The following is a 13,426-nucleotide window of genomic DNA, read 5'->3' as shown; positions in this document are numbered from 1 at the left end:
TCCCATCATCTCTTGCCAGGTGGGCAAGCTCCGGGGCGCTGATTCCGCTATGGTCCCCGGCCGTGCCAGCCGGAAAGCTGCCCAAGGTGGACCGGGTCGTCGACGCGCCGGAGCTCACGGCCGTGCGGCAGCGGCTCGGGAAAAAGGCCGTGACGGTGCTCGTGCGGCGTGAGCTCGCCGATGCGCGGCGCTTGATGCTCGCCGGGGAGGCGCCGATGGCTTTTGGCGCGGTCGTGGCACGGGTCCGCGTGCGCGCCGAGGCGCGCTTGCGAGCGGGCCTTCAGCCGGTGATCAACGCGACCGGTGTGCTCTTGCACACGAACCTCGGGCGAGCGCCGCTTCCCCAGGCCAGCATCGCGCGAATCGTCGAGACAGCCGGCGTTTACTCGAGTTTGGAGCTCGACGTGGAGACGGGCGTGCGCACCCGGCGCGGCGTTCAGGTCGAGCTGGGCCTCTCGGAGCTGGTCGGCGCCGACGACGTGCTCCTGGTGAACAACAACGCCGCCGCGGTGCTGCTCGCGCTGAGCTCGCTGGCCGCTGGACGCGAAGTGATCGTGTCGCGGGGTGAGCTCGTGGAAATCGGCGGTGGCTTTCGCATCCCCGAGGTGCTGGCGCGCTCCGGCGCGCGGCTGGTCGAGGTTGGAACCACGAACCGCACGCGAGTCGAAGACTACGCCAACGCACTGACCGAGCGCACCGCGTGCCTGCTGCGTGTGCACCCGAGCAACTTCAAGATCACCGGCTTTGCGGAGCGACCATCCCTCGCGGAGCTCGCGCGCCTTGGGCACGAACGCGGAGTCGTCGTGGTCAAAGATCTGGGCGGGGGACTCGTCTCGGAGCTGCCTGCCGCGATCGCCGCCTCGGATCTCGCAAGGGAGCCGAGTGTCACGAGCTGTTTGCTCGCGGGGGCCGACCTCGTTTGTTTCAGCTTGGACAAGCTGTTCGGCGGGCCGCAGGGGGGTGCCATTGCGGGGCGCGGGGACCTGGTTGGAAAGTTGCGCGACGATCCGCTGGCGCGCGCGCTGCGGCTCGACAAGCTAGCGCTGGCCGCCACCGAAGGCGTGCTGGATGCCTACCGGCGCGGAGCTACGTCCGAGATCCCGGTTCACGCGCTGCTCGCGACGCCGCTCGAAGTGCTGAGGTTGCGGGTCGAGAGCTGGCGTGCAGCGCTCTCCGAGCAAGGCATCGCCATCGAGTGCGTGGAGTCCGAAGGGGCGATCGGCGGGGGCACTCTGGCCGAGGCTCCGGTGGCTTCGGTCGCCCTCCGGCTGACACACGGCAACCCCGACGTCCTGGCAGAACGCCTTCGCGCTGGCAGTCCGGCAGTGCTGGGGCGTGTCGTCGAAGGTGCGCTGCTCCTGGACGCCCGCACGGTTTTCCCCGGGCAAGACGCCGCGCTGACAACGGCGCTCCAGCTTGCGATCGACGAAACACGCGCTGGGCTCGAACCCGGTGGGGAGCCGTAGTAAGCTCAGGTCGTGGTCAGGCGACTCCTCGTTACCTTGGGCTTTGTGCTGATGCTGGTGCCCGCCTTCGGGGGCTGCGGGATCACGGAGGAGGGCGGCCTCTCGCCGGACGGAGGAACCGGCGCCGACGGCGGCATCGGCGGGACCGGGGTGGGCGGCGGGACGTGTTTCCCCGGCGCGAAGGTGTGCCCGGATCCGAAGAACCCGAAAGACTTGTTGTGCCTGACCGCGGACGAGCCGGCGTATGGCTGCAGCAACTCGACGGCGTGCTCGCCCTGCCTTCTGCCCCACGCGAAGGCCAAGTGCAACGCGGGAAACTGCGCCGTCGGTAGCTGTGATGCGGGTTGGGACGACTGCAACGGCAACCCGGTCGACGGCTGTGAGACCGACCTGACGGGCGACAAGGAACACTGCAGCAAGTGTGAAAACAACTGCCTCACCGCCGCGGGTCAGGGCCCGGGCTGGATCTGCACGAGCGGCGTGTGCGAGGTCAATCAGTGTTGCCCGGACGGGAATCCGGCCTGTGTCACCAAGCAGGACTGCGACCTGAACAAACAGAACGGCTGTGAGGTCGACCTCGCGACGGACGCCAACAACTGCAAGACCTGCGGCAACGTCTGCTCACTACCCCACGCCCAGAGCTCCTGCTCTCAAGAGACCTGCGTGGTCACGGTGTGCAGTGGGGGTTGGGCGAACTGCGACAAGAACGACGTCAACGGCTGTGAGATCAACATCAGCCAGGGGGACAAGGGCAACTGCGGGGCCTGTGGTAAGGCCTGCAACGAGACCAACGGCGGCGCGACCTGCCAGGGTGGCAACTGTGTGCTGGCTTGTTTCCCCGGGTTTGGCAACTGCGACAACAACCCCGACAACGGCTGTGAGACGGATCTCAAGAGCAACCCGCTCCACTGCAACATCTGCGGCAAGGCCTGCAATCCGCAAAATGCTCAGGCCGCGCTCTGCGACAACGGGGCGTGCAGCTACACCGCCTGCAAGGCCGGGTTCGCGGACTGTGATGGCAACAAGGCCAACGGTTGCGAGATCAACATCCTTCAGGACAAGAACAACTGCGGGGGGTGTGGCTCTGGCTTCGTCTGTCAGGCGCCCTCGGGCGGCAGCGTGGTGTGCAACGCCGGCACCTGTGCGCAGGCCTGCGGCAGCGGGCTGACCAACTGCAGCGGCGTGTGTGTGCCGACGGCGACGGACATCAACAACTGCGGTGGCTGCGGCTCGAAGTGCACCCCGCCCGCGAACGCTTCGGCCACGTGCAGTGGGGGCGGCTGTGGTTTCAACTGCAATGGCGGCTGGGCGTCGTGTGGCACGACCCAGTGTTATCAGAACGGGAGTGACCCGACGCATTGCTGCTCTGGAGGCGGCTGCAACAATGCGTGCACCAACTGCCCCGGCCCCGGCAGCGGCACCGGGAGTGCGACGTGCAGTGCCGGGACTTGTGGCATCAACTGTAGCCCGCCGACCGCGGGCAAGTGCGGTAGCAGTTGTTTCGACTTTCAGACGGACAAGAACCACTGCAACAACTGCGCGACCAAGTGCGTGGACCCGTCAAACGGCACCAACAACTGCGTCACCGGCGCCTGCAAGCTGACGTGCGACTCGGGCTACCACGACTGCAGCGGCCTGTGTAAGTCGAGCTCGGATGTCGGGAGCTGCGGCACGAACTGCTCGCCGTGTCCGGGTCCGTCAGCGGGCACCGGGACAACGACCTGCGGGAGCGGAACTTGTGGCATCAACTGTACGGGAGGCACTCCGGACCTGTGTGGTACGGCCTGTGTCAACAAGCAGACGGACAAACTGAACTGCGGCACCTGCGGGAAGACCTGCTCGGCGAGCGAGACCTGCTGCAGCGGCGGCTGCGCGGATCTCACGAACGACGACAACAACTGCGGCGTCTGCGGCAAGAAATGTCTGAGTAGCGAGACGTGTACGGCCTCGAAGTGTTGTCCAAACGGCGGGGGCGCGGACGGCGGCGGAGCGGATGGTGGCTGCTGAGACGAGCCGGCCCCGTCTCGTGCGCGCGTAGAGTCGACGCGTCATGAGCCACTGGGAACGCCTCTCCGCCCTCGACGTATCGTTTCTGTACGCCGAGAGCCCGACCGCCCACATGCACGTGGGTTCGCTCTTGTTCTTCGAGGACATTGGCCTGACCGAGGCCGAGATCTTCGACCACATCGCCCGCCGCTTGCACCACGTGCCGCGGTTCCGGAAGAAGGTGCGCTGGGTGCCGGGCGGGCTGCATCGCCCGGTCTGGGTCGACGATCCACACTTCGACCTGCGCTTCCACGTGCGCTGGACCGGCCTGCCCAAACCCCGCGGCGAGCGCGAGGCTCTCGCCCTGATGGGGCGCGTGATGAGCCACAACCTCGATCGACGGAAGCCCCTGTGGGAGATGTGGGTGTTCGATCTGGAGGACGGGCGCCGGGGCATCATCCAGAAGACGCACCACTGCCTGATTGACGGCGCCAGCGGCGTCGACCTCGGCACGGTGCTCCTGGATTTTGCGGCGGACGCGCCGCCGCCCGAGGCCGAGCCCTGGAGTCCCGAGCCGGAGCCCAGCGACGCGGAGCTGACCCGCGACGCCTTGCTCGACCTGTCCGAGCGACCGCGTCAGCTACGCGCTGTCGCGCGCCGGGTCATGGACAAACTCGAGGGCAGTGAGCCGCTCGCCGACAAGGCTCGGGACATCCTGGATGGCATCAAGTCGTTCGGGCGAGCGGCCACCGAGCTGATGCCGATGACCAGCCTGAACGCCAGCATCGGCCCTCACCGCCGCTACGACGTGGTGCGCCTGGAGCTGGCCGACGTGAAGGCGGTGCGCCGGCGCTTCGAGTGCACGGTGAACGACGTCGTCTTGTGCCTGGTCACGAGCGCCCTGAGAACACTCCTGATCTCTCGCCGGGAGAACGTCGAGGGCTTGGTCATGAAAGCCATGGTCCCGGTCAGCGTGCGCGATGCGTCGCAGGCTCGCACCTGGGGCAACAAAGTCAGCATGATGGCGGCGGAGCTGCCGGTCGGTGAGCCCGATCCGAGAGCTTGCATCGTGATCCTGCGAGATCGCATGGCCGATCTGAAGCGCTCCGGCCAGGCCGTTGGCGCGGATTTCTGGGTGCGCTTGGGCGAGTACGCCCCGCCGACCTTGCTCTCGCTCGCGGGGCGCGCCCTGGCGCTCCAGCGCATGGTGAACCTGGTCGTCACCAACGTGCCGGGCCCTCAGTTCCCGCTCTACCTGCGGGGCGCGCGCATGCTCGAGGCGTTTCCTTACGTGCCGGTGTTCGCGCAGAACCCGCTCAGTGTCGCCGTGCTCTCCTACGACGGCGCGCTCGGATTTGGACTCACTGGCGACTGGGATCGCCTGCCCGACCTCGCGGTATTTTCCGAGGGCATCCACCAGGCGCTCGCGGAGCTGATGAGCGACGCCCCCGACCTCGCGGCGTCTAGCTCGTCCCCGGCGCCGGAAAAGGCGGTCGGCGCAAAGCCGAAGAAGAAGCGAAGGCCCCTGAGCAAGAAGAAAGCCGCGGCGTCCGCCGCTCGCGAGCGCTGAGGGCTCAAAGGGTCAGGTCAGGCCGAGGCTCTGAGCGCATCCTCGACGAAGTCCAGGCGGTCCTTGCCGAAGAACAAGTCGTCCCCGACGATACACGCCGGCGCACCGAAGATTCCGCGAGTGCGCGCCGCCTCGGTCGAGGCCTTGAGCGCCGCTTTTGCTTCGGGCCCCCGAGCTCTCTCGAGCGCGACCTTCGGGTCGGCTCCGAGCTTCGAGAGCAGCTCGCCGAGCACGGCCTCGTCAGCGATGTCACGGTCCTGGACCCAGTAGGCGTCGAAGACGGCCTCCGCCCAGGCTCGATGCGCGAGCCCGAGCTCCTGGCTCGAGAGCGCGATGCGCAGCGAAAGGAGTGTGTTCATCGGAAAGCGAGACGGGAAGCGGAACGGGATGCGATGTTTTTGGCTCCAGCGCTGCAGGTCCAGCAGGCTCGCCGCGCTCTTTTCCGGGCTGGTCATGCCCGGCGTCTGCGACACGTCCAGCAGCTTGAACAAACCCCCCAGGAAAAACGGGCGGTACTCGATGGTCGCCGACGTGCGCTCGGCGATGGCCGGCAACATCAGCGCCGCGAAATAGGCGTTGGGGCTCGAGAAGTCGTAATAGAGTTCGACGATCTTCGACATCCGTTCGGAGATAGCGGAGCGCCGCCGCCCTGGCAATCCGGAGCCCCGGGGTCTCAGGACAAGAGGCGCCGGGCCGCCTCGAAGATTTCGACCTCGTCCACCAGCACCAGGTTCGCGGCGTCACCCAGGGGGATGAAGCTGTCGGCGGCGTTGACCCGTTCGAAGCCTACGGCTGCCTTCGCGTCGAGCAGGGCGGCGGCCAGCGCCTCCGACACGCTTCCGCTCCTTCGGCACTCGTCGACCACCAGCAGTTTGCCGCACTCGACCGCGTGCTGAACGACCTCTGCTTCCGGCAGCGGCACCAGCCATCTGAGATCCAGAACACGGGCACGTTTGCCGAGCTCGTGCTCGATGCGCCGCGCCACGCGCAGGCTCATCCAGAGGCCATTTCCGTAGCTGGCGATCAGCAAATCGCGGGCGTCGGCGTGATACACGCGAGCCCGTCCCGACGGGGTGCTCGTCGCTGGCAAGGGCGCGGCCCAGGCGCCGTCGCCGTCGTCGTGCAAATCTCGGGTGTGATAGAGCGCGATGGGCTCGATCAGCACGACGATGCGCCGCGCCTCACGGGCCAGGGTAAAAGCCGTGCGGTAGAGCTCGACAGCGTCGTCGCCGCGGGCGGGCACCGCCACCAGCAGCCCGGGAATGTCGCGCAACACGGCGAGGGAGTTGTCGTTGTGAAAGTGGCCGCCAAAACCCTTCTGGTAGGCCAGCCCCGCGATGCGCACGACCATCGGGTTGTCGTAGGCGCGGTCCGAGAAGAACTGCATCGTGGCAGCTTCGCCGCGCAGCTGGTCTTCCGCGTTGTGCAGGTAGGCGAGGTACTGGATCTCCGGCACCGGGAGCAGGCCGAGCGTGGCGGTACCGAGCGCGAGCCCCAGGATGGTCTGTTCGTCGAGCAGCGTGTTGAACACGCGCAGTGGTCCGGCCTTCGCGAGCAGCCCCTTGGTGACGCCGTACACGCCGCCCTTCTTGGCGACGTCCTCCCCGAACAAGATCACGTTCGGAAAGCGCTCCATCGCTTCGACCAACGCGGCGTTGATGCCCTGGGCCAGCGTCATCGGCTGCGAAGAACGCACACGCTCGTCGAGAGTGGCCGCGGCCCGCACGATCTCGTCGCAAGGGTTGGCGACGGCGCGGAGCACCTGGGCGCGGGACGTGAGCTTGGGGCGATCGATGGCGATGCGCGCGGCTTCTTCCACCCGGGCTGCCGCGGCAGCGCGCATCTCGAGCACCGCCTCGGCGTCGAGGGCGCCCGCGTCGATGAGATCGAGGGCGGCGCGGAGCACGGGATCCCGGCGCTCGGCGTCCTCGAGCTCCGTTTGAGTACGGTAGGTGGTGTCGACGTCGCTACCAGCGTGCCCGAGCAGCCGGACCATCGAGAGATGCAGAACCGCGGCCCGGCGGGTCTTCCTGCAGTGCTGCACCGCAGCGCGGGCCGTGCGGAACGTCGAGGCCAGATCCCAGCCATCGGCGCGAAAGTACGCCAGGTGGGGCACGGCTCGGAGGCGTGTCTCGACCCAGTGCTCGGGGGTCCGAACGCTGATCCCGAGGCCGTTGTCCTCACACACCACGAGCAGCGGCATGGGCAGGTTCTGGTGCAGCGTCCAGCTCACGGCGTTCAACGCGCCGAGCGCGGTCGAGTGGTTCAAGCTCGCGTCGCCAAAGCTGGCCACGGCGATCGAATTGCGGGCGCCGGGCACTTCGACGCCGAGTCGCGGCGCGCGCTCGAGGGCAAAGGCGAGCCCCAAGGCCCGCGGCAGATGCGAGGCGATGGTGCTGGTCGACGGGATGATGCCGAGTGGTTTGCTTCCCAAGACCTTGTGTCGTCCGCCGCTGATTGGCTCCTCGCTCGAGGCCACCAACGACAAGACGATGTCCCGCACGCTGTCGACTCCAGGGACCTGGCGAGCACGCTCGACCTGCACGGCGCCGCTTCGGTAGTGGAGCAGCGCTGGATCGCTCGGGCCGGTGAGGCGGCCGAGGACCACGTTGGCCTCGTGCCCCGTGCTGCAGATGGTGTAGTGCCCGTGCCCTCGGCCTCGGAGCTCGTGCGCGGTGAGATCGAGCTGGCGTGTCAAGAGCATCGACTCGAGGAGCTCGCAGCCGAGCAGCGGCTCGAGATCCCAATCGGGGCGCGCCGCGCGACGTTGGTGGCTTTTGACGACCTCGCAGAAGCGAGCGACGAGCTGGCGCACTCTCTCGAGTGACATTTGCCGGCAGCCTACTCGCGGGAGCGTGGGTTATCTCCAGCAAAATCGCGCGGACCGGCGCCTTTTGTTCGGGAGCGCACGAGGCCCGAATTGCAGGGGCATCCGTCCAACGCTCGGTCAGATGGGTCGCGCGCCTTTGCGCGGCCGGGGCCCTCGGCGCTACGCTCCGACTCGGGATTATGCCCTCCGAGCATCCGGACGATCAGGACGGAGGAGCGCTGCCCGCGCGCGCGGCGGCGCCGGATGAACCCACTCAAGTGGACATCAGGCCGCGCGCGGAGGCAGCACAGCCGAGCGGTACCGGGCACTCGCCGGAGGCGGCCGAAGCCAGCGAGGGCAGCTCGACCAGCACGAGCAGCAACGAGACCGCCTCCCGCACCATCAGCGGCGTGACCGGGGTCACCGGTTTGCCTCTCACTCGGGGCGCCGCCAGCGGGGTCACGACCGCCGCCCCGCTGATTCTGAAGAGCGAAGAGCATGCGCGTGCCGTTGCGCTCTTCCGCTTGGTGATCGCCGCCGCGGTCGCTGGCCTCGTCGCGGTCTGGTTGCCGGAGCGGGAATCGCCCGGGCGTTGGTTGGCTACCTTCGTGATCAGCTTCACTCTGGCGGTCACGACCTGGCTCCTGGTCGAGTTCCGAAATCCCGAGCGTTACAGCGCCAACAAACTCCTGTTCCAGGGACTGTGCTGCGTCGCGACGATCCTCGCGGTGGTCTACTACGTGGGCATCTTTTCACCGACGATCATCGCCATGTACATCGGGGTCTACTTCTTCGGCGTCGGCGACTCGCCGCGCTCGGGCTGGGCCATCTACTTGACGGGAGCCATCGGTTATCTCGCGCTCGGAATGGCAGCGATGCTCGGTGTGCTCCCGACTGATCGCGCCGTGATGGCGCTGTCGACCCCCGAGCTGTCCTCGATGATCGCGGTGGCCGGGGTGTGTCAGGTGCTATTTTTTGCGACCTTCTGGATGGCGCGCAGCAGCCGGCGGGCGACGCTGGCGGCGTTCGATCGCCTGGAGCGCGCCGCGAGGCAAATCCGCAAGCGCGAGGCGCTGCTGAATGAAGTGCGAGCCGAGCTCGATCAGGAGCGCGCGGCGAAGGAAGGCCGGTTCACCGACCAGAAGCTGGGGAAGTACCTGATTGGCGAGGTGATCGGCCGCGGCGCCATGGGTGAGGTCTATCGGGGCTGGGAGCAGGGCGCCGAGCGACCAGTGGCGGTGAAATTCTTGAGCGCGGCCCTGGCTGAAGATGCCTCGGCGCTGGAGCGTTTCTTTCGGGAGTCGGACATCGCCGCGAAGCTCGAGTCGAAGCACGTCGTAAAGGTCTTCGACCACGGCGTGGCCGACGGCGGCGCACCGTTTCTGGTGATGGAGCTGCTGGAGGGCGCGGATCTCGCCCAGGTCCTCAGGGACAAAGGACGGCTGGGCACGGGCGAGGCACTGGAGCTCGTGTCACAGGTGGCAGCAGCCCTGGCGGAGGCGGACGAGAATGGCATCGTTCACCGCGACCTAAAACCTCAGAACCTCTTCCGCTTGCTGAGCTCGGGCCGCCCGCATTGGAAGGTGCTCGATTTCGGGGTCTCGAAGGTCCTGGACTCGGCGAAGGACTTGACGCTTGGGGCGGCGGTCGGCACGCCAAGCTACATGTCCCCCGAACAAGCGCGGGGGGCGCCGGTCGATCATCGCGCGGACGTCTTTGCGCTCGGGATCGTCGCCTACCGTGTGCTCACCGGCAAACCGGCCTTCACCGGTCCGGATAGCGCCAGCACCCTCTACAACGTGGTCCACGTGCAGCCGGTGCGGCCGTCGGATCTGGTTGGGCTCGGGGACGACGTCGACCGCGCGCTCGCGCTCGCGTTGGCCAAGGACGCGGAGCGTCGCTTTGCGTCGTCGCTGATGTTTGCGATGGCGTTGTCCGAGGCCTTGAAGAATCGCCTGGACGACCGCTTGCGGCGGGACGCCGACGCGTTGCTGGCCGAACAACCGTGGGGCACGGACGTACTCAAGGTCCTCCGGGCGGAGAATCGCCGCTGGCGCCATGCTCAGGCGTCCGGGCGAAGCACGTCAAAACCTCCGGGCCGCGCGTCTTCTGCCTGAGCACCGCGCTCAAACGCGGCCGGCGCCTCGTACTCGGTCGTCCCCCTGGCGGCGGGTCGTGCCCTCACGGTCGAGCTGTTCGAGCAGCGGAATGGCCTGTTTGCGAGACACACCCGCCAGATCTTTGAACTCCGGCACACTCATCACGGGTCGGCCCGCGAAGAACTCGCCGATCTTGAGGCGCAGCGCGTCCAGGTGCCGCTCGGCAAACCAGAGCCCACCCAGACGGCGTGCGCGAGTTTCGGACGACAGCCCTGCCAGCGCATGTTTCAGTGACTCGGGGCTGAGGGTTGGGCAGCGTTCGGCGATGACCGCTTCGCTCGAACCCTCGAGGGCGGCGGCGTCGAGCACCTCGAGCACACGGTCGCGTGACTCTCGCGCCTGCGGGCCCGCGAGCGTGGCAAAACTCTGTAGACAGATCACGCCGGCCGCGACCTGTGTCTGACCGGATTTCGTGGCGCGCTCGAGGGCGACGTCCGTCACCTCGCGTCCGGCGCGGGCGGCCAGTCGCGTGCGCAGCGTCTCCAGCGACAGCCCGGGCTGGTCGGGGTGGGCTTCGTGATGGCGCCCGAGCTCTGAGACCAGCTCGGAGACCAGGACGTCGAGCGTGGCGGGAACCGTGTAGGCGTCGTTGGAAAGCGCGAGCGCGTCGGCCGGACCACGTCGTTTCTTTCCGGTCAGCCAGCGCGCGAGATCTCCCGGTTCGAGGCCGAAGCGGCGTTCGACGTCGGGCCCGAAGATGGGCCGCGGTGCGGCGAGTGTCATCAAACCGCCGAGCGCTGCGGCCCAGTCCCCCTGGGCGACGTTCGCCAGCGTGGTGGCGCGGAGCTGCCAGCCCGACGTGTCTTTGCGCTTGGGCAGCGGCGGACTCTGCGCGTCGAGCACCCGACCGCCGGCGAGCACGGCGCCATGCTCGCGCGTGCTCTTGAAGCCGCGCAGCACGATGCCGATGCCGCCCTGGCAGGGCAGGGGTTCCTCCAGACGCAGATGAAACAGCCCCTCCCCGATGCGCGTGACGCGGGCGCTTCGCCGGGTCGTGCCGAGATGGACGATGACGGGGCTGCCGTTGCCGAGGGCGGAGTCGGCGCCAGGCAGGAGCGTCAAGTGTGCGTCGAGGCGCGTGCTCAGCGGCAGCTGGGGCTCCAGCGTCACGATGTCTCCGCGCCCGACCTCGTCGACCTCCAGGCGCGCGAGGTTCACTGCCACGCGGCTCGGGGCTGTGATGGTCTCGACCTGTTTGCCGTGCACCTCCAGGCCGCGGCAGACACTCTCGTGGATCCCCCGCGGGCCGGCGACGAAGACCGTGGCGCCCAGCTTCAACGCTCCGCGGGTGAGGGTGCCGGTCACGACGGTGCCGGCGCCCTTCACCGTGAACACACGATCGACCGGCAGCCAGAGGCGCCCACTTGCGCCGCGGTCCGGCGCGGAGCGTGCGAGCTCGCCGAGTGCGGCTCGGAGCTCGTCGAGGCCGCGGCCGGACAGGGCGTCGGTGGGGACGACGGTGGTTGCCTCCAGGCCGAGAGCCTCGAGGGTGGTGCGGACATCCATCACCGCGAGCTCGAGCATCTCCGCGTCGACCAGATCTGCCTTGGTCAGCGCGACGACGACGCGACGGATGCCGAGCAGCGTGCAGATGTGCAAGTGCTCGCGGGTCTGCGGCATGACCCCATCGTCCGCGGCGACACACAGGAGCACACCGTCGACGCCACCGACGCCGGCGATCATCGCGTGCACGAGTTTTCTGTGGCCCGGCACGTCGATGAAGCTGATGCCCGCGTCCGCGAGCTCCGCGAAGCCGAGCTCGATGCTGATGCCGCGGCGCTTTTCATCCGGCAGCCGATCGGTGTCGGTCCCGGTCAAGGCGCGGATCAGCGACGTCTTGCCATGGTCGACGTGCCCCGCCGTGGCGAGCACCACTCGGCGTCGATTCTCGGCTGGCTGCGGCACGCCGAGAACGGTAGCAACCCCCGGCCCGAGCTGGTAAGCCTTCCTCGGAAGCGCTCGGTACGCTGGCGCGGCCCTCGGTCTTCAAAACCGATGGGGGTTCGGTTCAACCCGGGCTCCGGTGGGTTCGATTCCCATGCGCTTCCGCTGATTCCGCCGCGTTCAACCGGCCAGCTCCGCGGCGCGGCGTGACTCACCTTCGGGGATCTCCAGCGCGTCGAGCAGCTCACGCTCGAGCTGATCGAGCGCCTCCACGGCGAGCCCGGGTGCGGCGAACAGCTCCAGGTGCAGCTCACCGCGGTAACCGAAGGCAACGACGGCGGGTACCGGCACGCCTTCCATGTTCGGTCCGATGATCCGGATGCTCTCGATGTCATCGCCAAACGCCGCGACACCGTGATCGATGCGGCCGACGTTGGTGAACACCAGCCCCCGGCTGAGGGGGAGATCGATCAGCACCGGGTGCAACCAGCGGGTGATGCGTCGTGCCCAGGCGTGCGGCGCGCCGATTGCCAGCGTCAACGGTGTCAGCAAGAAGGCCGGGCCCGCGAGGCCTCGGCGGTGTTGCGCGGTGACCTTGGAGACGGCGCTGAGGGTCCGCCCGAGATCCGAGACGGCCGCTCGCGGTACGATCACCGACAGAATGCTGGACGTGTTGGCCGCAGTCAGGCGCGGCGAGCCGGAATAACGGCGCAGATCCATGGTGTACATCACCGCGATGGGTCCGCGACTCGAGCGGCGCGCAGCGACCTTTGCCAAGGCCGCGAGCAGGATGTCGTTGACGCTGGCCTTCTGGGGTTTGCAGCGAGCCTTGATGCGATCGACATCGGAGGCTGTCAGGGTCAGGTGACGCCACCTCGATGGGCTCGACGGCTCGAGGGGAAAGTGGCGCTCGCGCTTGGCTGCCGCGTAGGTCCGAAAAGGGAGCAGGGTCGTCGCGGCCATGTCGCGGGCGAGCACCGGAGCGTGGCGCCAGCCCAGGCCCTCGAGCGAGCTGAGGATGCCGCGTCGCGCGTCGGTGGGGGCCGCTGGTTCCTGGTTGTAGAGGTGCGCGCCGAGCACGTGCCCCACGGCGGCGACGCCGGCCCCGTCGACGGCGAGGTGTGTGATGCTCAGGATCAGCCGCGAACCTTCGTTGCGCCGCAAGCTGACCATCCTGAGCGGGCGCTCGCGAGTCGAGTCGATGGAGCGCCGGACCCAGTGCTTGGTCTCGGCCTCGACATCAACGGGGTTGTCGAGCAGGTGCACGGCGTCCGAGATGGGCCCCTCGACCGCCCGCCAGCGGTCGCGCCAGAAGCCGGGCACGTAGCGGCGGCCGAGCACCGGGAAGGCGCTGACCGCAGCCTGGAACGCGCGCTCCAGATCGGCGCGGGAAAAACTGCGCTTGAGGTCGATGACCGCGTGGATCCCCAAGTCGCCATAACGTTCGATCGAACCGAAGAGGCTGACGTCCGGGAGCTCGGCGGTGAGCATGCTCGGATTGTCGCTCGGGCGAGGCCGAAGTGCGAGGGGACTCGGGGTCGCGCGCGGATAT

Annotated in this window: 8 protein-coding genes and 1 tRNA gene; 5 read left to right on the top strand and 4 right to left on the bottom strand. The window is 68.1% G+C overall.

Annotated elements, in window-relative coordinates; all coding sequences use genetic code 11:
• Positions 1-62 precede the first annotated feature (62 nt).
• Genes selA through IPI67_25495 form a run of 3 tightly spaced genes read left to right on the top strand, consistent with a single transcriptional unit; the run spans position 63 to position 5,022 of the window.
• Positions 63-1,466, top strand: a complete 1,404-nt coding sequence (gene selA / locus IPI67_25505; protein ID MBK7583535.1) for an L-seryl-tRNA(Sec) selenium transferase — start codon at positions 63-65, stop codon at positions 1,464-1,466.
• Between the two features lie 12 nt (positions 1,467-1,478).
• Positions 1,479-3,473: a hypothetical protein gene (locus IPI67_25500; protein MBK7583534.1), complete on the top strand. Its 1,995-nt coding sequence runs from the start codon at positions 1,479-1,481 to the stop codon at positions 3,471-3,473.
• Positions 3,474-3,516: 43 nt separating this feature from the next.
• Positions 3,517-5,022 carry a wax ester/triacylglycerol synthase family O-acyltransferase gene (locus IPI67_25495; protein MBK7583533.1) on the top strand — a complete coding sequence of 502 codons (1,506 nt, stop codon included), beginning with the start codon at positions 3,517-3,519 and terminating at the stop codon, positions 5,020-5,022.
• A 17-nt stretch (positions 5,023-5,039) separates the two neighbouring features.
• Here IPI67_25495 and IPI67_25490 read toward each other — a convergent pair whose 3' ends face one another.
• Together IPI67_25490 and IPI67_25485 are read right to left on the bottom strand one after the other, a co-directional pair.
• Positions 5,040-5,642: a 2-hydroxychromene-2-carboxylate isomerase gene (locus tag IPI67_25490; protein ID MBK7583532.1), complete on the bottom strand. Its 603-nt coding sequence runs from the start codon at positions 5,640-5,642 to the stop codon at positions 5,040-5,042.
• 53 nt (positions 5,643-5,695) lie between these two features.
• Positions 5,696-7,852, bottom strand: coding sequence for an MFS transporter (locus IPI67_25485; GenBank protein MBK7583531.1), 2,157 nt, complete (start codon positions 7,850-7,852; stop codon positions 5,696-5,698).
• 179 nt (positions 7,853-8,031) lie between these two features.
• On the opposite strand from IPI67_25485, the gene IPI67_25480 reads away from it, so the two are divergent.
• Positions 8,032-9,948, top strand: coding sequence for a serine/threonine protein kinase (locus IPI67_25480; protein MBK7583530.1), 1,917 nt, complete (start codon positions 8,032-8,034; stop codon positions 9,946-9,948).
• Positions 9,949-9,957: 9 nt separating this feature from the next.
• On the opposite strand, the gene selB is transcribed toward IPI67_25480, so the two are convergent.
• A complete protein-coding gene (gene selB, locus IPI67_25475; protein MBK7583529.1) occupies positions 9,958-11,895 on the bottom strand; it encodes a selenocysteine-specific translation elongation factor in 1,938 nt (645 codons plus the stop codon).
• A gap of 46 nt (positions 11,896-11,941) precedes the next feature.
• On the opposite strand from selB, the gene IPI67_25470 reads away from it, so the two are divergent.
• Positions 11,942-12,040: transfer RNA gene (locus IPI67_25470), tRNA-Sec, on the top strand.
• Between the two features lie 14 nt (positions 12,041-12,054).
• On the opposite strand, the gene IPI67_25465 is transcribed toward IPI67_25470, so the two are convergent.
• Positions 12,055-13,365, bottom strand: coding sequence for a hypothetical protein (locus IPI67_25465; protein ID MBK7583528.1), 1,311 nt, complete (start codon positions 13,363-13,365; stop codon positions 12,055-12,057).
• Positions 13,366-13,426 lie beyond the last annotated feature (61 nt).

The sequence above is a fragment of the Myxococcales bacterium genome (genome assembly GCA_016706225.1).
GTDB lineage: Bacteria > Myxococcota_A > Polyangia > Polyangiales > Polyangiaceae > JADJKB01.
The sequence above is the reverse complement of the archived record's forward strand: the minus strand, read 5'-3'. Positions and strand labels throughout refer to the sequence as shown.